The sequence below is a fragment of the Streptomyces sp. ISL-98 genome, from assembly GCF_018614055.1.
In the GTDB taxonomy this organism is placed as follows: Bacteria; Actinomycetota; Actinomycetes; order Streptomycetales; family Streptomycetaceae; genus Streptomyces; species Streptomyces spiramyceticus.
The window spans coordinates 301,321-321,836 of the sequence record NZ_JAGGPB010000001.1 but is presented as its reverse complement, the minus strand read 5'-3'; the positions used below and the strand labels follow the sequence as shown (position 1 = coordinate 321,836).

General features: G+C 70.1%; 18 protein-coding genes. 16 read left to right on the top strand and 2 right to left on the bottom strand.

The window, feature by feature from the left end; genetic code table 11:
- The 13 genes from J7I98_RS01465 (at position 1) to J7I98_RS01405 (ending at position 15,648) form a co-directional block, all read left to right on the top strand.
- Positions 1 to 1,479, top strand: a complete 1,479-nt coding sequence (locus tag J7I98_RS01465; protein WP_214914824.1) for an anthranilate synthase component I — start codon at positions 1 to 3, stop codon at positions 1,477 to 1,479.
- A gap of 32 nt (positions 1,480 to 1,511) precedes the next feature.
- Entirely contained in the window at positions 1,512 to 2,168 is a 657-nt protein-coding gene (locus tag J7I98_RS01460) for a TIGR02234 family membrane protein (protein ID WP_214914819.1), read from the top strand.
- An 86-nt stretch (positions 2,169 to 2,254) separates the two neighbouring features.
- Positions 2,255 to 2,503 (top strand): HGxxPAAW family protein, encoded by a 249-nt coding sequence (locus J7I98_RS01455; RefSeq protein WP_214915653.1) that lies wholly within the window; start codon positions 2,255 to 2,257, stop codon positions 2,501 to 2,503.
- 67 nt (positions 2,504 to 2,570) lie between these two features.
- Positions 2,571 to 3,050 (top strand): DUF2752 domain-containing protein, encoded by a 480-nt coding sequence (locus J7I98_RS01450; protein WP_214914817.1) that lies wholly within the window; start codon positions 2,571 to 2,573, stop codon positions 3,048 to 3,050.
- 116 nt (positions 3,051 to 3,166) lie between these two features.
- Complete coding sequence (gene trpC / locus J7I98_RS01445) at positions 3,167 to 3,976, top strand: indole-3-glycerol phosphate synthase TrpC (protein WP_214914815.1); 810 nt, start codon at positions 3,167 to 3,169, stop codon at positions 3,974 to 3,976.
- A 10-nt stretch (positions 3,977 to 3,986) separates the two neighbouring features.
- Positions 3,987 to 4,205 (top strand): tryptophan biosynthesis modulator TrpM, encoded by a 219-nt coding sequence (trpM, locus tag J7I98_RS01440; protein WP_251019926.1) that lies wholly within the window; start codon positions 3,987 to 3,989, stop codon positions 4,203 to 4,205.
- A gap of 121 nt (positions 4,206 to 4,326) precedes the next feature.
- Positions 4,327 to 5,619, top strand: a complete 1,293-nt coding sequence (trpB, locus tag J7I98_RS01435; RefSeq protein WP_214914811.1) for a tryptophan synthase subunit beta — start codon at positions 4,327 to 4,329, stop codon at positions 5,617 to 5,619.
- Positions 5,616 to 6,440, top strand: coding sequence for a tryptophan synthase subunit alpha (trpA, locus tag J7I98_RS01430; RefSeq protein ID WP_214914808.1), 825 nt, complete (start codon positions 5,616 to 5,618; stop codon positions 6,438 to 6,440). Before trpB ends, trpA begins: the two co-directional genes overlap by 4 nt.
- A gap of 72 nt (positions 6,441 to 6,512) precedes the next feature.
- A complete protein-coding gene (locus J7I98_RS01425) occupies positions 6,513 to 7,376 on the top strand; it encodes a thioredoxin domain-containing protein (RefSeq protein WP_214914806.1) in 864 nt (287 codons plus the stop codon).
- A gap of 81 nt (positions 7,377 to 7,457) precedes the next feature.
- The gene (gene lgt / locus J7I98_RS01420) at positions 7,458 to 8,396 is read left to right on the top strand and encodes a prolipoprotein diacylglyceryl transferase (RefSeq protein WP_214914803.1); all 939 of its coding nucleotides are present in this window, start codon (positions 7,458 to 7,460) and stop codon (positions 8,394 to 8,396) included.
- Between the two features lie 191 nt (positions 8,397 to 8,587).
- Complete coding sequence (locus J7I98_RS01415) at positions 8,588 to 9,319, top strand: VIT1/CCC1 transporter family protein (RefSeq protein ID WP_214914801.1); 732 nt, start codon at positions 8,588 to 8,590, stop codon at positions 9,317 to 9,319.
- Positions 9,320 to 9,611: 292 nt separating this feature from the next.
- Positions 9,612 to 14,195: a glutamate synthase large subunit gene (gene gltB, locus J7I98_RS01410; RefSeq protein ID WP_214914798.1), complete on the top strand. Its 4,584-nt coding sequence runs from the start codon at positions 9,612 to 9,614 to the stop codon at positions 14,193 to 14,195.
- A complete protein-coding gene (locus J7I98_RS01405; protein ID WP_214914795.1) occupies positions 14,188 to 15,648 on the top strand; it encodes a glutamate synthase subunit beta in 1,461 nt (486 codons plus the stop codon). The genes gltB and J7I98_RS01405 overlap by 8 nt, the downstream gene beginning before the upstream one ends.
- A 100-nt stretch (positions 15,649 to 15,748) precedes the next feature.
- On the opposite strand, the gene J7I98_RS01400 is transcribed toward J7I98_RS01405, so the two are convergent.
- Positions 15,749 to 16,711 (bottom strand): hypothetical protein, encoded by a 963-nt coding sequence (locus J7I98_RS01400; RefSeq protein ID WP_214914792.1) that lies wholly within the window; start codon positions 16,709 to 16,711, stop codon positions 15,749 to 15,751.
- A gap of 124 nt (positions 16,712 to 16,835) precedes the next feature.
- Here J7I98_RS01400 and J7I98_RS01395 point away from each other — a divergent pair, with 124 nt between their 5' ends.
- The 3 genes from J7I98_RS01395 to J7I98_RS01385 are packed head-to-tail and all read left to right on the top strand — an operon-like array spanning position 16,836 to position 19,296.
- Entirely contained in the window at positions 16,836 to 17,786 is a 951-nt protein-coding gene (locus J7I98_RS01395; protein ID WP_214914789.1) for a hypothetical protein, read from the top strand.
- Between the two features lie 21 nt (positions 17,787 to 17,807).
- Positions 17,808 to 18,467: a hypothetical protein gene (locus J7I98_RS01390; RefSeq protein ID WP_214914786.1), complete on the top strand. Its 660-nt coding sequence runs from the start codon at positions 17,808 to 17,810 to the stop codon at positions 18,465 to 18,467.
- Positions 18,448 to 19,296 (top strand): inositol monophosphatase family protein, encoded by an 849-nt coding sequence (locus J7I98_RS01385; RefSeq protein WP_214914783.1) that lies wholly within the window; start codon positions 18,448 to 18,450, stop codon positions 19,294 to 19,296. Before J7I98_RS01390 ends, J7I98_RS01385 begins: the two co-directional genes overlap by 20 nt.
- Before the next feature lie 23 nt (positions 19,297 to 19,319).
- On the opposite strand, the gene J7I98_RS01380 is transcribed toward J7I98_RS01385, so the two are convergent.
- Entirely contained in the window at positions 19,320 to 20,516 is a 1,197-nt protein-coding gene (locus J7I98_RS01380) for an SLC13 family permease (RefSeq protein ID WP_308377650.1), read from the bottom strand.

The window sequence follows — 20,516 nt, the reverse complement described above, 5'->3', positions numbered from 1 at the left end:
ATGGATATCGAGACCTTCCGCAAGCTGGCCGTAGACCGGCGTGTCATCCCCGTCAGCCGCAAGCTGCTCGCGGACGGCGACACCCCCGTCGGCCTCTACCGCAAGCTCGCCGCCGAGCGGACCGGCACGTTCCTCCTGGAGTCCGCCGAGAACGGCCGCTCCTGGTCCCGGTATTCCTTCGTCGGTGTACGCAGCGCCGCCACCCTGACCGCGCGCGACGGCCAGGCGCACTGGCTCGGTACGCCGCCCGTCGGCGTACCGGTGGGCGGTGACCCGCTGGACGCACTGCGCGTCACCATCGAGACGCTGCACACCCCGCACGACCTCGCGCGCGGCCTGCCGCCCTTCACCGGCGGCATGGTCGGCTATCTCGGGTACGACATCGTGCGCCGCCTGGAGAAGATCGGCGAGCAGGGCCGCGACGACCTCAGGCTCCCCGAGCTGACCATGCTCCTCACCTCGGACCTCGCCGTACTCGACCACTGGGACGGCACCGTCCTGCTGATCGCCAACGCGATCAACCACAACGACCTCGACACCGGCGTCGACGAGGCCTACGCGGACGCCGTCGCCCGGCTCGACGCCATGGAAGCCGACCTCAGCCGTCCCGTGCCGACCGCGCCCGCCGCCCTGCCCCCGTCCGAACTGCCGCCGTACACCGCGCTGTGGGGCGGCGAGGCCTACCAGGACGCCGTGGTCGACATCAAGGAGCGCATCCGCGCGGGCGAGGCCTTCCAGGTCGTACCGTCCCAGCGCTTCGAGACGCCCTGCACGGCGAGCGCACTGGACGTCTACCGGGTCCTGCGCGCCACCAACCCCTCCCCGTACATGTACCTCTTCCGCTTCGACGGCTTCGACGTCGTCGGCTCCAGCCCCGAGGCGCTGGTCAAGGTCGAGGACGGGCGCGCGATGGTGCACCCCATCGCGGGCACCCGGCACCGTGGCGCGACGCCGCAGGAGGACCAGGCACTGGCCGACGAGCTGCTCGCCGACCCCAAGGAGCGAGCCGAGCACCTGATGCTCGTCGACCTCGGCCGCAACGACCTGGGCAGGGTCTGCGAGCCGGGCAGCGTCGAGGTCGTCGATTTCATGTCCGTCGAGCGCTATTCGCACGTCATGCACATCGTCTCGACCGTGACCGGGCGGGTCGCGCAGGGACGGACCGCCTTCGACGTGCTGACCGCCTGCTTCCCGGCCGGGACCCTCTCCGGAGCCCCGAAGCCGCGCGCGATGCAGATCATCGAGGAGCTCGAACCCTCCCGGCGCGGGCTGTACGGCGGCTGTGTCGGCTATCTCGACTTCGCGGGCGACTCGGACACCGCCATCGCCATCCGTACCGCCCTGCTGCGCGACGGCACGGCATACGTGCAGGCCGGGGCTGGTGTGGTGGCCGACTCCGACCCCGTCGCCGAGGACACCGAGTGCCGCAACAAGGCGGCCGCGGTGCTGCGCGCGGTGCACACGGCGAACCGCCTCTGACCGCGAACGGGACGTAAGGGATAGTGGGACACGTGAGTGCCGCATCCCCCGTACCCCTTCCGATTCCGCGAAGCGACGGCCAGGCAGGGCCCGCCGCTTCGGCCGGCCGCCGCAGTCTCGCCGCCGCCCTGCTGCTCGGTGCCCTCGGCGCCGCCGTCGTGCTCCTCGCCTCGGGACAGACCTGGGCCGAGGGTGCGGCTGCCGTCGGGGGCGGCACGCTGCCGCTCGACGCCGAGGGGCGGGACGTCACAGGCGCCCCCGCCGCGCTGGCCATTGTCGGCCTCGCCGCGCTCGTCGCCGTCTTCGCCGTCCGCAGCGGCGGCAGACTGCTGGTCTCCGTGCTGCTCGCACTGAGCGGCGCGGGCGCCGCCGCCACGGCCTTCCTGGGCGCCTCGGACAGCGGCGCGCTCGACGAGAAGGCGGCCGAGATGACCGGCGACACCGCCGCGACGGCTGAGTCGCTGACCCACACCGCCTGGCCGTACGTGACCGCCGTCGGCGGCCTGCTGCTCCTGATCGCCGGGCTCCTCGCCCTGCGGTACGGCCGGACCTGGCCCGCCATGTCCGGCCGTTACGAGCGCGACGGCACCCCCCGCCCCCGCAAGGCGGCCGCCGCCCCTGACCCGGACCGGCCCGAGGACCTCTGGAAGGCCCTGGACCGGGGTGAGGACCCGACGCGCGACGGGTGACCCCCGACTCGGAGCACCTGGCCGGGTACGGGACAATGGGCAACGACGTACGACCACCACAGAGCAACAGCAACGAGGAGCAGCACATGGCGGGCAACAGCCACGGACACACCCCGGCCGCCTGGACCGGTGTCACCATCTCCTTCATCGGTTTCTGCATCGCGGGCGCCTTCATGGTCCTGGCCGAACCGCTCGGCTTCTGGGCCGGTTGCGCGGTCGTACTGCTCGGTGGTGTTGTCGGTATGGCCATGAACGCCGCGGGTCTCGGCATGCCGAAGGAGTCCGAGGAGCTGCGCCGGGCGCGCGCGGAGGCCGGGCAGCTGCAGGCCCACTGAGCCCCTGGCCGGCCCTTCGCCGGCCTGGATGTTGAGGCGCAGCCCGAACAGGGCTGCGCCTTTCTTCATGAGCGTGGACAATCGGCCCGTGGACGCCTTGCCTTCTCCTGCCCCCGCCCCGCCGCCGCCCCCGGTCACACCCGCCGGGGCGCCGCTTGCCAGGCGGCTCGCCGCACCGGTGGCCACGCTGGCGGGCGTCGCCGCGGCCTTCGCGTACGTCGGAGCGGTCGACCCCAACGAGCCGGGCCACTACCCGGTCTGCCCGCTGCTCCAGATCACCGGGATCTACTGCCCGGGCTGCGGCGGACTGCGCAGCGCGCACGGTGTCGCCACCGGTGATCTGGCCGCCGCACTGGGGGCCAACGCCATGGCCGTCGTCGGCTACGGGGTCTTCGCCGTGCTGTGGGCCGTCTGGGTCGTGCGCGCCACCAAGGGGATCCCGATGAGGATCACTCTCAGGCCCGTGTACTGGTGGAGCATCGGCGCCGTGGCGGCGATCTTCAGCGTTATCCGGAATTTGCCGTTCGGCTCGGCCCTGGCGCCGTAAAGTCCCAGGTAGTGGGACAGAGGTCAGCTCGATGCGAGACCTGAGGCCTCCTGCGGATAACATCGGTAATGGCTGATCCTGGTCCACCATCACAGTCCCGGAAGGGGGCCGCTCGCGTGAGTGTGCTCGACGAGATCATCGAAGGCGTCCTCGCCGACCTCGCAGAGCGGCAGGAACGCGTCAGCCTCGACGAGCTCAAGGACCGCGCGGCCAAGGCGCCGCAGGCCAAGGACGGAGTCGCCGCACTGCGCGGCGACGGCGTCAAGGTCATTTGCGAGGTCAAGCGCTCCAGCCCGTCGAAGGGCGCGCTTGCCGCGATCGCGGATCCCGCAGGGCTCGCCGCCGACTACGAAGCGGGCGGCGCGGCCGTCATCTCCGTACTGACAGAGCAGCGCCGCTTCGGCGGCTCGCTGGCCGACCTCGAGGCCGTACGCGCCAAGGTCGACATTCCGGTGCTGCGCAAGGACTTCATCGTCACGGCCTACCAGCTGTGGGAGGCGCGGGCGTACGGCGCCGACCTGGCGCTGCTGATCGTGGCCGCCCTGGAGCAGGAGGCCCTGGTCTCCCTGATCGAGCGGGCCGAGTCCATCGGGCTCACGCCGCTGGTCGAGGCGCACGACGAGGAAGAGGTCGAGCGCGCGGTCGAGGCCGGCGCGAAGATCATCGGAATCAACGCGCGCAACCTCAAGACGCTCAAGGTCGACCGCGGCACGTTCGAGCGCGTCGCCCCCGAGGTCCCCGCAGGCATCGTCACGGTCGCCGAGTCCGGCGTCCGCGGCCCGCACGACCTCATCGCGTACGCCAACGCGGGCGCCGACGCGGTGCTCGTGGGGGAGTCCCTGGTCACCGGACGCGACCCGAAGGCCGCCGTCGCCGACCTGGTCGCCGCGGGCGCCCACCCGGCGCTGCGGCACGGACGGAGCTGACCCCGCCGACATGACCCCACTCCGCCGCACCGCCGCACTCACCCGGCAGGCTCTGAGCCTGTCCGGTGCGCCGACGCGCGACCCGCATGCGCCGCTGGCGCGCGGGTGCCGTCCGCGTGGGTGCAGGGCTCCGGCGCGGCGGGTGCTGGGACGGCGGGTGCGGTACCACATCGGCTCCGAGCCCGGCCAGATCAACGGCATGCGATGGCGCGCAAAGGGCGCCCTGTAGCACTGCCATGCCCCGGTACGCCCGAAATGCGTACCGCTGCGGCTCTGCGCGCGCGGCGCACACGGTGAAGTCCACCCGTTGATTCTTAATGGGGCGTCAGCCCCTCCTGAGGAGTACCCGGATGTCTTCCGACTTCTTCATCCCGGACCCGGACGGTCAAGTACCCAGCACCGAGGGCTACTTCGGCGCGTTCGGCGGCAAGTTCATTCCCGAGGCGCTGGTCGCCGCGGTCGACGAGGTCGCGGTCGAGTACGACAAGGCCAAGAGCGACCCGGCCTTCGCGGCCGAACTGAACGACCTGATGGTCAATTACACGGGCCGCCCGAGCTCCCTCACCGAGGTGTCCCGGTTCGCCGAACACGCGGGCGGGGCACGGGTCTTCCTCAAGCGCGAAGACCTCAACCACACCGGCTCGCACAAGATCAACAATGTGCTCGGCCAGGCGCTGCTCACCAAGCGCATGGGCAAGACGCGCGTGATCGCGGAGACCGGCGCCGGCCAGCACGGTGTCGCCACCGCCACCGCGTGCGCCCTCTTCGGCCTCGAATGCACCATCTACATGGGCGAGATCGACACCGAGCGCCAGGCGCTCAACGTCGCCCGGATGCGGATGCTCGGCGCCGAGGTCGTCGCCGTGAAGTCCGGCAGCCGCACCCTGAAGGACGCCATCAACGAGGCGTTCCGCGACTGGGTCGCCAATGTCGACCGTACGCACTACCTCTTCGGCACGGTCGCCGGCCCGCACCCCTTCCCCGCCATGGTCCGCGACTTCCACCGGGTCATCGGTGTCGAGGCACGGCGCCAGATCCTGGAGCGCACGGGACGGCTGCCCGACGCGGCGGTCGCCTGCGTCGGCGGCGGGTCCAACGCCATCGGTCTCTTCCACGCCTTCATCCCGGACGCGGACGTACGCCTCATCGGCTGCGAGCCCGCCGGGCACGGCATCGAGACCGGCGAGCACGCGGCCACCCTGTCCGCGGGCGAGCCCGGCATCCTGCACGGCTCGCGGTCGTACGTCCTCCAGGACGAGGAGGGCCAGATCACCGAGCCCTACTCGATCTCGGCGGGCCTCGACTACCCGGGCATCGGCCCCGAGCACGCGTACCTCAAGGACAGCCAGCGCGCGGAATACCGCGCCGTGACGGACGACGCGGCGATGCAGGCGCTGCTGCTCCTGTCCCGCACCGAGGGCATCATCCCGGCCATCGAGAGCGCGCACGCGCTCGCCGGTGCGCTGGAGGTCGGCAAGGAACTGGGCAAGGACGGGCTGATCCTGGTCAACCTGTCCGGGCGCGGCGACAAGGACATGGACACGGCCGCCCGCTACTTCGGCCTGTACGACACCGACGCCGCGGTCGAGGCCGACGCCTCCGCCACCAACGGCGCCGCCGAGATCCAGAGGGACACCAAGTGAGCGGGAACATTCAGCTGCTGAGCGACACCCTGGAGCGGGCCAAGTCCGAGGACCGGTCCGCCCTCATCGCCTACCTCCCGGCCGGATTCCCGACCGTGGACGGCGGCATCGAAGCCGTGAAGGCGGTCCTGGCGGGCGGCGCCGACGTCGTCGAGATCGGGCTGCCGCACAGCGACCCGGTGCTCGACGGCCCGGTCATCCAGACCGCCGACGACATCGCGCTGCGCGGCGGCGTGAAGATCGCCGACGTGATGCGCACGGTCCGTGAGGCGTACGAGGCGACCGGTGCGCCGGTGCTCGTCATGACGTACTGGAACCCGATCGACCGGTACGGCGTCGAGCGCTTCACCGCGGAGCTGGCGGAGGCGGGCGGGGCGGGCTGCATCCTGCCCGACCTGCCGGTGCAGGAGTCGGCGCTGTGGCGTGAGCACGCCCAGAAGCACGGCCTGGCCACGGTCTTCGTGGTCGCGCCGAGCAGCAAGGACGAGCGGCTCGCCACGATTACGGCGGCGGGCTCGGGCTTCGTCTACGCCGCGTCGCTGATGGGCGTAACAGGCACCCGCGAGTCGGTCGGCGAGCAGGCGCAGGACCTGGTGCGCAGGACGCGTGCGACGACCGGACTGCCGGTGTGCGTCGGGCTCGGCGTTTCCAACGCCGTACAGGCCAAAGAGGTCGCCGCCTTCGCGGACGGCGTGATCGTCGGCTCGGCCTTCGTCCAGCGCCTGCTGGACGCACCGGACGAGGCCGCCGGTCTCGAAGCCGTGCGGGCGCTCGCGGCGGAGCTGGCCGAAGGCGTACGCGGGGGTCGCGGGAACAACTGAACGGTGTAGCCCGAATGGGTGGACCTGGACCGGGGAGGCACGCTGGTGCCTCCCCGGTTCGTTGCTGCGGGTGTGAGTGACAAGAACCGTGAGGAAAAACGAACCGCCCGCGAGCGGCTCATTCAGGAGCGCGAGGCGTACAAGGCCCGCGAGAAGCGCAGGCGGACACTGATCGTGGCCGCCGCCGTGATCGCCGCGCTGGGCCTGGCAGCCGTGGTGGGGCTCATCGCCGCCAACGCGGGCTCGGACGGAGGCGACAGTGCGGGCCCTGTCGTGACGCCCGAGGGCACGGACGCCAAGGGCGATCCGACGATTCCCGTGGGGGCGAAGGACGCGCCGTCCACGCTCACGGTGTGGGAGGACTTCCGCTGCCCGGCCTGCGCCCAGTTCGAGAACGCCTTCCGGGACACGATCCATGAGCTGGAGGCGGCGGGCCAGATCAAGACCGATTACCACTTGGCCACGCTCATCGACGGGAACCTGGGCGGCACCGGATCCCTGCGGGCCGCCAATGCCGCCGGGTGCGCGCAGGACGCCGGGAAGTTCGCGCCGTATCACGACGTGCTGTATCAGAACCAGCCGCCCGAGACCGATGACGCCTTCGGCAAGAACGCCCGTCTGATCGAGCTGGCCGGCAAGGTCGACGGACTCGTCACGGATACGTTCAGGCAGTGCGTGAACAACGGGACGCACGACGGCTGGGTGCGCAAGTCCAATGAGGCCTTCCAGAAGGGCAACTTCAGCGGGACGCCGACAGTGCAGCTCAACGGGGAGCCGATCTTCCCGCGGAAGGGAAATGAGCAGATCTCGCCCGAGAACCTGAAGAAGTGGGTCGCCGAGGCGAACAAGGGCAAGAAGCCGGGGAGGGTGTCCCCGACCCCGACCCCGACCCCGCCCCCGACGCCGCCGACTCCGAGCCCGGCAGCCACGCCATAGGCCGCGCACCTGGCTCGTTACCCAGACGTTGCCGGGTGGGTTGCCGTACGCCCCGCCCGGCAGGGTAGCGTCGACCCTGCCATGGACCTTGCCTACATTCCCAGCCCGTCGACCGGTGTGATCGAGCTCGGACCGATCCCGCTCCGCGGCTACGCGTTCTGCATCATCATTGGCGTCTTCGTCGCCGTCTGGTACGGCAACAAGCGGTGGGTCGCCCGGGGAGGCAATGCCGGCACCGTGGCCGACATCGCCGTATGGGCGGTGCCCTTCGGCCTCGTCGGCGGACGTCTCTATCACGTCATCACCGACTACCAGCTGTACTTCAGCGAGGGTAAGAACTGGGTCGACGCCTTCAAGATCTGGGAGGGCGGCCTCGGCATCTGGGGCGCCGTCGCGCTCGGTGCGGTGGGCGCCTGGATCGGCTGCCGCCGCCGCGGAATCCCGCTCCCGGCCTGGGCCGACGCGCTGGCCCCCGGCCTCGCCTTCGCGCAGGCCATCGGCCGCTGGGGCAACTGGTTCAACCAGGAGCTCTACGGGAAGCCGACGGATCTGCCCTGGGCGCTCAAGATCTCCGAGGGCGTGAACCGTGAGGCGGGCCTGTACCACCCGACCTTCCTGTACGAGTCGCTGTGGTGCATCGGCGCCGCACTGCTGGTCATCTGGGCCGACCGCCGCTTCAAGCTCGGCCACGGCCGCGTCTTCGCCCTGTACGTCGCCCTGTACTGCGCCGGCCGCGGCTGGATCGAGTACATGCGCGTCGACGAGGCGCACCACGTGCTGGGCCTGCGGCTCAACGTATGGACCTCGATCGTCGTATTCGTGTTCGCGGTCGTGTACATCGTGATCTCCGCGAAGCTCCGGCCGGGCCGCGAGGAGATCGTCGAGCCGAAGACCGACGGTGCGGCCAAGGGCGATGCGCATGACGCCGAGCCCGACACGCAGGACACGCAGGACGGTGCCCCCGACCCGGAGGACGGCGATTCCGACGTGAAGGACGGGGCTTCGGCCGACAAGGCCTGACCGCCGAAACAGCCTCCCAGGGCCGCCGGACCACTCATGGTCCGGCGGCCCTTTCGCGTGCTCCGAGCCCTGGTAAGTACGGCCTTCCTTGCTGGCGGGAGCAATAAATCCTGCGTATTTTCGGAGACGTTGAGAGGGGGGAGCCGGGGCCCGTACAGGGACCGGCTCCGGCGAGAGGGGAACCGGACAGCATGGCCATCATCGAGACCGAGGCAACGCTCCACGAGGCGCACCGCGACAATCACACGCACCGCGACGTGAACGGCGGCTGGCTGCGCCCGGCGGTGTTCGGGGCGATGGACGGCCTGGTCTCCAACCTGGCCCTGATGACCGGCGTCGCGGGCGGGGCCGTGTCGCAGCAGACGATCGTCATCACGGGGCTCGCGGGTCTCGCCGCCGGTGCCTTCTCCATGGCGGCCGGCGAGTACACCTCCGTGGCCTCGCAGCGCGAGCTCGTCGAGGCCGAACTCGACGTCGAGCGGTGCGAGTTGCGCAAGCACCCCAAGGACGAGCTGGAGGAGCTGGCCGCGCTCTACCGGTCGCGGGGCGTCGAACCGGCGCTCGCGCGCGAGGTCGCGACGCAGCTCTCGAAGGACCCGGAGCAGGCGCTGGAGATACATGCCCGCGAGGAGCTCGGCATCGACCCGAGCGACCTTCCCTCGCCGCTGGTCGCCGCCGTATCGTCGTTCGGGGCGTTCGCGCTGGGCGCCCTTCTGCCCGTACTGCCGTATCTTCTCGGGGCCGCCTCACTGTGGCCGGCCGTGCTGCTCGCGCTCGTCGGGCTCTTTGCCTGCGGGGCGCTCGTCGCTAAGGTGACGGCGCGGTCCTGGTGGTTCAGCGGACTGCGGCAGCTGGCGCTCGGCGGGGCCGCCGCCGGTGTGACTTACGCCCTTGGAGCACTGTTCGGAACCGCCGTAGGGTGAGACCCTATGCAGGGCTCCACATAATTAGTCTGTTACCCGGTGGTTTTGATTCCTTAACCGCCGGGAAAGAGCCCACAACACCGCAGGCAATGAAGCCTGCTTCTGTGACGACCGGACGGATGTCGGTCTGTCCGCCTTGCCCCACCTCCACCGCTATGGGCGGTGTCCGCATGCTGGAATGAGCTATCCACCTCGCGAGAAGCCAGCCATCATGTAACCTGCACGAAATTTCGCGGAGGGCCAACGTCGTCCCTCGGTAGTTCTTTATGCCACGACGACGACGGGAGTGCCGATGCGTTCCGACGCCTGGTCGCCCATGGACGGTCGCCCCGCCCAGCAGGGGATGTACGACCCCCGTAATGAGCACGACGCCTGTGGCGTCGGCTTTGTGGCCACCCTTACCGGGGTGGCCAGCCATGAGCTGGTCGAGCAGGCGCTGACCGTGCTGCGCAACCTCGAACACCGCGGTGCCACCGGCTCCGAGCCCGACTCCGGCGACGGTGCCGGAATCCTGCTCCAGGTGCCCGACGCCTTCCTGCGCGAGGTCACCGAGTTCGACCTCCCCGAGGCCGGGGCGTACGCCGTCGGTATCGCCTTCCTCCCTGCCGACGGCTCCGCACAGGCCGTCGCGCAGATCGAGGCGATCGCCGCCGAGGAAGGGCTGAACGTCCTCGGATGGCGCGAGGTCCCCGTCACGCCCTCCCTGCTCGGCAACGGCGCCCGCGCCACGATGCCGGCCTTCTCCCAGATCTTCGTGGCGGACGGTACGAACACGGGCCTGGCCCTGGACCGCAAGGCCTTCGTACTGCGCAAGCGCGCCGAGCGTGAGGCCGGGGTGTACTTCCCCTCGCTCTCCGCCCGGACGATCGTCTACAAGGGCATGCTCACCACCGGGCAGCTGGAGCCGTTCTTCCCCGACCTGTCGGACCGCCGCTGCGCCACGACCGTCGCGCTCGTCCACTCGCGTTTCTCGACGAACACCTTCCCGAGCTGGCCGCTCGCCCACCCGTACCGCTTCGTCGCGCACAACGGCGAGATCAACACGGTCAAGGGCAACCGCAACTGGATGCGTGCCCGTGAGTCCCAGCTGGCCTCCGACGCGTTCGGCTCTGCCGACAATGGACACAGCGGTGCGGAGAAGCTGGAGCGCATCTTCCCCGTCTGTACGCCCGACGCCTCGGACTCCGCGTCCTTCGACGAGGTACTGGAGCTGCTCCACCTGGGTGGACGCTCGCTGCCGCACGCGGTGCTGATGATGGTCCCCGAGGCGTGGGAGAACCACGACTCCATGGACCCGGCCCGCCGCGCCTTCTACCAGTACCACTCCACGATGATGGAGCCCTGGGACGGCCCGGCCTGCGTCACCTTCACCGACGGCACCCAGGTCGGTGCCGTACTCGACCGCAACGGTCTGCGTCCGGGCCGCTACTGGGTGACCGACGACGGGCTCGTCGTGCTGTCCTCCGAGGTCGGTGTCCTCGACATCGACCCCGCGAAGGTCGTCCGCAAGGGCCGCCTGCAGCCCGGCAAGATGTTCCTCGTCGACACCGCCGAGCACCGCATCATCGAGGACGACGAGATCAAGGCCGGTCTCGCCGCCGAGAAGCCCTACAAGGAGTGGCTGGAAGCCGGCGAGATCGAGCTCGAGGACCTCCCCGAGCGCGAGCACATCGTGCACACGCACGCCTCCGTCACCCGCCGCCAGCAGACCTTCGGCTACACCGAGGAAGAGCTGCGCGTCATCCTCGCGCCGATGGCCCGTACCGGCGGCGAGCCGCTCGGCTCCATGGGTACGGACTCGCCGATCGCAGCCCTCTCCGAGCGGCCCCGGCTGCTCTTCGACTACTTCACCCAGCTCTTCGCGCAGGTCACCAACCCGCCGCTGGACGCCATCCGCGAGGAGCTCGTCACCTCGCTGCGTTCCGCGCTCGGCCCGCAGGGCAACATCCTGGAGCCGACCGCGGCGACCTGCCGCAATGTCGCGCTGCCGTTCCCGGTGATCGACAACGACGAGCTGGCCAAGCTCATACACATCAACGCCGACGGCGACATGCCGGGTCTGACGGCCGCCACCCTCGCCGGTCTCTACCGCGTCAGCGGTGGCGGCGACGCGCTGGCCGCCCGTATCGAGGAGATCTGCGCCGAGGCCGACGCCGCCATCGAGGCGGGCGCCCGCCTGATCGTGCTCTCCGACCGGCACTCGGACGCCGAGCACGCGCCGATCCCGTCGCTGCTCCTCACCTCCGCCGTGCACCACCACCTGATCCGTACGAAGCAGCGCACCCAGGTGGGGCTGCTCGTCGAGGCCGGCGATGTGCGCGAGGTGCACCATGTCGCGCTGCTCATCGGTTTCGGTGCGGCCGCCGTCAACCCGTACCTGGCGATGGAGTCCGTCGAGGACCTGGTCCGCGCGGGCACGTTCATCGAGGGCGCCGAGCCCGAGCAGGCCATTCGCAACCTGATCTACGCCCTCGGCAAGGGCGTCCTCAAGGTCATGTCGAAGATGGGCATCTCGACCGTCGCCTCCTACCGGGGCGCGCAGGTCTTCGAGGCCGTCGGCCTGGACGAGGCCTTCGTCGAGAAGTACTTCAACGGCACGGCGACCAAGATCGGCGGAGCCGGTCTCGATGTGGTGGCCAAGGAGGTCGCCGCCCGGCACGCCAAGGCGTACCCCGCCTCCGGTGTCCCCTCCGCGCACCGCGCGCTGGAGATCGGTGGCGAGTACCAGTGGCGCCGCGAGGGCGAGCCGCACCTCTTCGACCCGGAGACGGTCTTCCGTCTCCAGCACGCCACGCGCAACCGCCGGTACGACATCTTCAAGCAGTACACGGAGCGCGTGAACGAGCAGTCCGAGCGCCTCATGACGCTCCGCGGGCTCTTTGGCTTCAAGAGCGGTCGCGAGGCCATCTCGATCGACGAGGTCGAGTCGGCATCCGAGATCGTCAAGCGTTTCTCCACCGGCGCCATGTCGTACGGCTCCATTTCCCAGGAGGCGCACGAGACCCTCGCGATCGCCATGAACCAGCTGGGCGGCAAGTCCAACACCGGCGAGGGCGGCGAGGACCCGGAGCGTCTGTACGACCCGGCGCGTCGCTCGTCGATCAAGCAGGTCGCCTCCGGCCGCTTCGGCGTGACCAGTGAGTACCTGGTCAACGCGGACGACATCCAGATCAAGATGGCGCAGGGCGCCAAGCCCGGCGAGGGCGGCCAGCTGCCCGGCCACAAGGTCTACCCGTGGGTCGCCAAGACCCGGCACTCGACTCCGGGTGTGGGGCTCATTTCGCCGCCGCCGCACCACGACATCTACTCCATCGAGGACCTGGCTCAGCTGATCCACGACCTCAAGAACGCCAACCCGGCCGCGCGTATCCACGTGAAGCTGGTGTCGGAGGTCGGTGTCGGTACGGTCGCGGCGGGTGTGTCCAAGGCGCACGCCGATGTCGTGCTGATCTCCGGCCACGACGGCGGAACGGGCGCTTCCCCGCTGACGTCGCTGAAGCACGCGGGCGGTCCCTGGGAGCTCGGCCTCGCCGAAACCCAGCAGACCCTGCTGCTCAACGGCCTGCGCGACCGCATCGTCGTCCAGACCGACGGCCAGCTGAAGACCGGCCGCGACGTCATCATCGCCGCGCTGCTCGGCGCCGAGGAGTTCGGTTTCGCGACCGCGCCGCTCGTCGTCTCCGGCTGCGTCATGATGCGCGTCTGCCACCTGGACACGTGCCCGGTCGGCATCGCCACGCAGAACCCGGTCCTGCGCGACCGGTTCTCCGGCAAGGCCGAGTACATCGTCAACTTCTTCCAGTTCATCGCGGAGGAAGTGCGCGAGCTGCTGGCCGAGCTCGGCTTCCGTACGCTCGAAGAGGCCGTCGGTCACGCCGAACTCCTCGACACCGACGCGGCCGTGGACCACTGGAAGGCGCAGGGCCTCGACCTGGAGCCGCTCTTCTACGTCCCCGAGCTTCCGGAAGGCGCGGTCCGCCACCAGATCACGGTCCAGGACCACGCGCTGGAGAAGGCGCTGGACAACGAGCTGATCGAGCTCGCCGCCGACGCCCTGGCCGCCGACAGCGCGGAGGCCGCAGAGCCGGTCCGCGCGCAGGTCGCGATCCGCAACATCAACCGGACCGTCGGCACCATGCTCGGCCACGAGGTGACGAAGAAGTTCGGCGGTGCGGGCCTGCCCGACGACACCATCGACATCACCTTCACCGGGTCGGCCGGCCAGTCCTTCGGCGCCTTCATCCCGCGCGGTGTGACGCTCAGGCTCGAAGGCGACGCCAACGACTACGTCGGCAAGGGCCTTTCGGGCGGCCGCGTCATCGTCCGCCCGGACCGTGGCGCCGACCACCTCGCCGAGTACTCGACAATCGCGGGCAACACCATCGCCTACGGCGCTACGGGTGGCGAGCTCTTCCTGCGCGGCAGGACGGGTGAGCGCTTCTGCGTCCGCAACTCCGGTGCCACGGTCGTCTCGGAGGGCGTGGGCGACCACGGCTGCGAGTACATGACCGGCGGCAAGGCGGTCGTCCTGGGCGAGACCGGACGTAACTTCGCGGCCGGCATGTCCGGCGGCATCGCGTACGTCATTGACCTCGACCCGGACAACGTCAACTCCGGCAACGCCGGTGCGGTCGAGGAACTCGACCCCGTCGACAAGGTGTGGCTGCACGACGTGGTGCGCCGCCACCAGGAGGAGACCGGATCCACGGTCGCCGCAAAGCTGCTGGCCGAGTGGGACACCGCGGTGACCCGCTTCAGCAAGATCATCCCGTCCACGTACAAGGCAGTGCTCGCCGCCAAGGACGCCGCTGAGCTCGCCGGTCTCTCCGAGCAGGAGACCACCGAGAAGATGATGGAGGCGGCGACCAATGGCTGACCCCAAGGGCTTCCTGACCACCGGACGCGAGGTCGCCAAGACCCGCCCCGCCGGTGAGCGCGTCAAGGACTGGAACGAGGTCTACGTTCCCGGCTCCCTGCTGCCGATCATCAGCAAGCAGGCCGGGCGCTGCATGGACTGCGGCATTCCGTTCTGCCACAACGGCTGCCCGCTCGGGAACCTCATCCCCGAGTGGAACGACTACGCCTACCGCGAGGACTGGGCGGCGGCGTCCGAGCGCCTGCACGCCACGAACAACTTCCCGGAGTTCACCGGGCGGCTGTGCCCGGCTCCGTGCGAGTCGGCGTGCGTGCTCGGCATCAACCAGCCGGCCGTCACCATCAAGAACGTCGAGGTCTCGATCATCGACAAGGCGTGGGGCAACGGCGACGTCACGCCGCAGCCGCCCGAGCGTCTGTCGGGCAAGACCGTCGCGGTCATCGGCTCGGGCCCGGCGGGTCTGGCCGCCGCCCAGCAGCTCACGCGGGCCGGTCACACGGTCGCGGTGTACGAGCGCGCCGACCGCATCGGCGGGCTGCTGCGCTACGGCATCCCCGAGTTCAAGATGGAGAAGGTGCACATCAACCGGCGCATCGAGCAGATGCGTGCGGAAGGCACCAAGTTCCGTACGGAGGTGGAGATCGGCCGCGACATCGACGCCGCGAAGCTGCGGCGTCGCTACGACGCGGTGGTCATCGCCGCCGGTGCGACGGTCTCCCGCGACCTGCCCGTCCCGGGCCGCGACCTGAACGGCATCCACTTCGCGATGGAGTACCTGCCGCTCGCCAACAAGGTGCAGGAGGGCGACCTGACGGTCTCCCCGATCACCGCCGAGGGCAAGCACGTCGTGGTCATCGGCGGCGGCGACACGGGCGCGGACTGCGTGGGTACCGCCCACCGCCAGGGCGCGGCCTCCGTCACCCAGCTGGAGATCATGCCCAGGCCGGGCGAGGACCGTAACGCCAACCAGCCGTGGCCGACCTTCCCCATGCTGTACAAGGTCACCTCCGCGCACGAGGAGGGCGGCGAGCGGGTCTATTCCGTCTCCACCACCCACTTCGAGGGCGACGAGGAAGGCAACGTCCAGTTCCTGCACCTCGTCGAGGTGGAGTTCAAGGACGGCAAGCTGGAGCAGAAGCCGGGCACCGAGCGCAAGCTCCCCGCCCAGCTGGTCACCCTGGCGATGGGCTTCACGGGCACGGACCAGGAGAACGGCCTGGTCCAGCAGTTCGGCCTGGAGCTCGACGCGCGCGGCAACGTGGCGCGCGACGCGGAGTACGCGACGAACGTCAACGGCGTCTTCGTCGCGGGCGACGCGGGCCGCGGCCAGTCGCTGATCGTGTGGGCGATCGCCGAGGGCCGCTCGGCGGCGCGTGGCGTGGACCGGTTCCTGACGGGGGCCAGCGAACTGCCGGCCCCGGTGAAGCCGACGGACCGTGCGCTGACGGTCTGACGTACACACCCCAAAGAACGTCCGTACAGCGTTGTACGGAAGAACGCGGCGCCTGCCTTGTCCCCGACCGGACGACGGCAGGCGCCGCGGCACGTTCGGCCTACGCCGGCTGGCGGTACGGGTCCGGTTCCCTGACGGCCTTGCTGGACAGGTCGCGCAGGTCGTCGTCCGTGTACGTGTCCGGGAGTGCCATCCCCAGTGTCAGGAACAGCGCCCGGACCTCCTCCGGCGTGGGCACGGCGGACAGTGGCAGATGCCGGGCCTCCCGCAGCGGCACCGCGCGGGCCTGGTTGAGGCTCTGGTCCAGCTCCGTGCTCCAGGAGTTGTAGAGCGCCCGGCCGCGGCGCATCATCATCGCCGGGAACTGCGGCCCCCGCTGGGTGATGATCAGGACGCTGGACGACAGTTCCCAGCGGAACGTGCTGATCGACGAAGTCAGGCCGATACGGATGTCCAGCAGCCGGTAGCGGTGCAGATGCCAGCAGGCCGCGAGGATCGTCGCGTACAGCTCCCTGCGTGTGCCGTCCGCCGTCCAGGAATGCTGGTCGGAGTCCGGCCCCGTGGACAGCGAGCGGAACAGATCCGCGTACTGCTGGCAGAGCGCGAGGTCCGTCGGGTCAAGGATCTCCAGCCCCACATCCAGCTTGCGCTGCGCCCGGCGCGCGCTGTCCACGCATTCCGGGAGCGTGACGGCGCGGACGTACGTCGCCGTGGAGCCCTTGAAGTACCAGCGGTCGGTGTTGTCCCTGGCCGCGCGCAGGGCCTGGGTGATCTCCTGGCCCGTCAGGATCGTGACCTCCGGAAGCTCCTCCAAGGTGCCGCGAATGCGGGCGATTTCAGGTTCCATGCGGGTCAGCTGTTCCAGCGCCGCCGTCTGCCGCTGTGCCTTCGAGCGGTCGCGCAGCATGGTGAAGGCGAGTACGGCAAGGGTGAGCGCGATGGCGTTCTGCAGCATGCCGTCGGAGACGGTTTCCGTGACTCCGAGCACGCTGACCGCTGCCGCGAGCAGTACCGAGAGGGTTCCGTCGATGTTCTGCCAGGCCCAGCGCAGTCCGACTCTCATGCGTCGAGTCTAGGACCAACTGCCCGCAGATGATCGGTAGTTGACGGTACTGGCCATCGAGTGCTCTGGCGGGTCCGCAGGTGTGTCTCCTACCATCGGAGCACCACGGGGGAGAGGTACGCATATGGCAGCGCGCGTGGGCCGTCTCGAGCGGTCCATTGCCTGGGTCCTGAAGAACATGGATGTGGTCGTCGCGGCGGCCGTTGCCCTGACGATCGGGTTCCTGGACATCTTCGGCGACGTCATCACCGACGATGTCGCCTCCGGGGCCACCCTGGTCGTGCTCGGCGCCCTGGCGCTCGGGTCGATCGTGGAGCGGGTCCGTCAGCCCGCCAGCATTCACGAGGCGATGGCGGGGACCCGGCGCGCGCTCGAAGACCTCGCCATGGTGCGTTCCCTGTCGGGCAACGAGGTGGGCGAGGCCCTGCGCAAGGCCCGCCAGCGTACGAACCTCTGGTACTTCAAGGGCGGCACCGGCACGTTTCTGCGGGCCGTCACGCTTCCGCAGTGCGTGGCCGCCGCCAAGGAGCAGCGCTCACAGCTGAATGTGAAGATCGACATCGTGAACCCGGCGGACGAGAGGGCGTGCGCCGCGTACGCCCGCTTCCGGCAGATGTTCGCCGGGCAGAGAAGCGCCGGCACGGCCGGTGCCTGGACGGCGGACCGGGTGCGCAAGGAGTCGTACGCGACGGTGTTGGCCGCCTGTTGGTACCAGCGGCAGCTGACCACGCTCGAAATGAGCGTGCATCTGTCGTCCGCCGTGCCGACCCTGCGGTTCGACCTGTCCGAATCCTGCCTGATCGTCACCCAGGACGACACGTCCCGGGTCAACCTTCTGATCGAGCGGGGGCAGCCGCTCTACGACTACTACGTAACCGAGTTGCACCAGAGCAGGGAGCAGGCCACTGTGCTCGACCTGCGTGTCGCCTCACCGCTCGGACTGGAGCCCACGGTCGACGAAGTACGTGTGCTTTTCGACGACTTGAGGCTGCAGCTCCCTCGCGTCTTCTCCGACGGCGACATCGGCGAGATCATCGAAAAGGCCCTGCACGCGGAGGACCCTTACCGGAGGTGAGGCGCCGACAGGCGCGGCCCCATGGACTACGACGAGCTCGAACAGGCCCTCGCGGAGGGTGGAGCAACCCTCGCCCCTCGCGTCAGTGCTTCCGCCGCCCTGGAGGAAATCGTCTCGGGCAAGCGGCAGTTGCGTGCCGTGCGGCACCCGCTCGGCTTTCTGTGCCTGCCTCTGCTGAGGGAGGGCCCGCGCGGCATCTGCGTACACCTCTTCGAGCCCGGCACTCGTGCCGAGCCGGGCGCGGCGCCCATGCACGCACACAGCTGGGAGCTGCGCAGTCATGTGCTGTACGGGAGGGTGGCCAACCTTCCGGTACGGGTGCGCGACGGGGGATCGTCCCCGACACACCGGGTCTTCGAAGTGCACAGCGGGCCGGACGGGGTCGACGAGGTCCGTCCCACGTCCTGGCTCGTGCGCAGCGAGCCGGGGCCGCAGCTCGTCAGCTCCGGCGGGGAGTCGTACACCCTGGAAGCGGGTGAGTTCCACGCCACCGTGGTGGCGCCCGAACGGCCCGCGGCCACCCTGGTGCTCGGGCTGTCGCTGCCGGGACGGGTGGATCTCTCGCTCGGGCCGCTCGACGGCCGCCCGGCACGGACCACCCGCAAACTGTGCGACACCGGACAGACCGAGCGGACCGTCCGCCGGGCTCTCAGGAGGATCCATGCCGAACAGCGTGCCTGACCCCTCCGGAGAGGCCTTCGCCCGCGAGCTGAAGGTGGCCGTCGCGGCGGCGGAAGAGGCGGGAGGCATGCTGCGGGGCCGCTTCCCCGACGTGTTCCAGGTGCGTACGAAGGGCGAGAACGGCGATGTCGTGACGGATCTCGACCTGGCGGCCGAAAAGATCGTCCTCACTCGGCTGCAGCACCACTTCCCGTACGACCGCGTCCTGTCCGAAGAAGCCGGGCTGCTGGGCGCCGACGGAAGCCGCACCTGGCTCGTCGACCCGCTGGACGGCAGCAACAACATCGCGATCGGCCTCGCGTCGTTCGTCGTCGGCATCGGGCTGTGCATCGGTGACACACCGGTGGTCGGGGTCGTGCACGAACCGGTCACAGGCCACACCTGGCGCGCCGTCGCCGGGCAGGGCGCGTACGGCCCCAGGGGCCGGCTGACCGGGCCGGGCGGCGGCGTACCGGAGTCGGGGCCCGTGCTGGCCTGGACCCAGGGGCACGCCGTGGACCGCGGCGACACACGGCTGGTGACCCTGCGGGGGGCGCTGGAGCGGCGCTGCCGGCGCGTACTGCAGCTGTGGGCACCGCTGTTGGGCTGGAGCATGCTGGCCCGCGGAACGATCGACGGGTTCGTCGGCTACCGCGCGGAGGGCGTGGACCTCCCCGCCGGGGCGCTGCTCGCCGCCGAGGCGGGAGTGGAGCTGCGCACGCTGACCGGGGAGCCCTTCCGGCCGGGCTTCGCGGGGCCCGACGAAGGCCGCAGCTTTGTCGCGGCGAAGGGCGCGGCGCTGGAGTACGTACTGAGGGAGGTGGCGGCGGCGCTGCCGCGCACGCCGTAGAGAAACCGGCCCGGCCGACCGCCCTAGGCGACCAGTGCCAGCGTCGTCGTGGCCGCCAGCGTGGCCGAGACCGCGAGGACCAGGCCGGTGCCCAGGAAACGGCCCAGGTCGATGCTCGTGCCGTGCCAGCGGCAGCGTTCGAACCACAGCAGCGTCGCCAGCGAGGCCCACGGCGTGACCACCGGGCCCACGTTGACGCCGATGAGCAGGGCCAGCAGCTGGTGGTGATTGGCCTCCGGTACGGCCGCCTCGCCCGCCATGTAGGCGGGCAGGTTGTTGAGGACGTTGGACACGCCCGCGCCGACGCCTGCCGAGCGCAGCATGCCGACGATGCCGTTGTCGGATCCGATCGCCGCCGTCAGCAGGGCGTGCAGCCCGTTGGAGTTGACCGTCTCCACCACCAGGAACATCCCCGGCACCAGCACCAGCAGCCGCCACGGCATCAGGGACAGCCTCAGATCCGCCCTGCTCCGCAGCGCAAACGCCACCACCACGATCAGCGCGGCCGTCAGGGACGCCGACCACAGCGGTACGTCGGCGAGCAGGATCGCCAGCAGGAAACCCGCACACGCCAGCGCGCAGACACGAAACAGCACCGGGTCGTCCGTCTTCGGCGCCGGCGGTGGCGTGTAACGGACCTCGTCCCGGCGCCCGCGCCGCCAGTAGAAAGCCCACAGGCACGCCATGGTGACGGCGATGGAGGCCAGTTGAGGCGCCCACATCGTTACGGCCATCTCGGCCGGCGACAGCGCGACCCGGTCCGCGGCGAGCAGATTCGTCAGGTTCGACACGGGCAGCAGTAGGCTGGCCGTGTTCGCCAGCCAGACCGTGGTCATCGCCAGCGGTACGGCGGCGATGCCGACACGCGTGGCGAGTGCCAGCATCACCGGGGTCAGCAGTACCGCCGTGGTGTCCAGGTTCAGCGTGATGGTGGTGACGGAGGCGAACAGCACACAGAGCCCGAACAGCAGCAGGTAGTTGCCGCGCCCCGCGCGGGCCACCCAGGTGGCGACGACGTCGAAGACCTGGGCCTTGCCCGTCAACTCCGCGAGGACGATGACCGAACCGAGGAAGACCAGCAGAGGCCCGATGCGCTCCATCGCATCCCCGGCGGGAGCCGTCGGCAGCAGACCTGTGGCCACGCTGAGCAGGCCGACGGCGAGCAGTCCGGCGGCCAGCCAGTCCAGCGGATGCAGGCCTTGTCGCACTCCAGCGCTCAC

Coding starts and splice junctions, on each gene's coding strand:
- J7I98_RS01465 (WP_214914824.1), top strand. CDS start 1: ATGGATATCGAGACCTTCCGCAAGCTGGCCGTAGACCGGCGTGTCATC.
- J7I98_RS01455 (WP_214915653.1), top strand. CDS start 2,255: ATGGCGGGCAACAGCCACGGACACACCCCGGCCGCCTGGACCGGTGTC.
- J7I98_RS01450 (WP_214914817.1), top strand. CDS start 2,571: ATGAGCGTGGACAATCGGCCCGTGGACGCCTTGCCTTCTCCTGCCCCC.
- trpM (WP_251019926.1), top strand. CDS start 3,987: ATGACCCCACTCCGCCGCACCGCCGCACTCACCCGGCAGGCTCTGAGC.
- trpB (WP_214914811.1), top strand. CDS start 4,327: ATGTCTTCCGACTTCTTCATCCCGGACCCGGACGGTCAAGTACCCAGC.
- lgt (WP_214914803.1), top strand. CDS start 7,458: ATGGACCTTGCCTACATTCCCAGCCCGTCGACCGGTGTGATCGAGCTC.
- J7I98_RS01415 (WP_214914801.1), top strand. CDS start 8,588: ATGGCCATCATCGAGACCGAGGCAACGCTCCACGAGGCGCACCGCGAC.
- gltB (WP_214914798.1), top strand. CDS start 9,612: ATGCGTTCCGACGCCTGGTCGCCCATGGACGGTCGCCCCGCCCAGCAG.
- J7I98_RS01405 (WP_214914795.1), top strand. CDS start 14,188: ATGGCTGACCCCAAGGGCTTCCTGACCACCGGACGCGAGGTCGCCAAG.
- J7I98_RS01400 (WP_214914792.1), bottom strand. CDS start 16,711: ATGAGAGTCGGACTGCGCTGGGCCTGGCAGAACATCGACGGAACCCTC.
- J7I98_RS01395 (WP_214914789.1), top strand. CDS start 16,836: ATGGCAGCGCGCGTGGGCCGTCTCGAGCGGTCCATTGCCTGGGTCCTG.
- J7I98_RS01390 (WP_214914786.1), top strand. CDS start 17,808: ATGGACTACGACGAGCTCGAACAGGCCCTCGCGGAGGGTGGAGCAACC.
- J7I98_RS01385 (WP_214914783.1), top strand. CDS start 18,448: ATGCCGAACAGCGTGCCTGACCCCTCCGGAGAGGCCTTCGCCCGCGAG.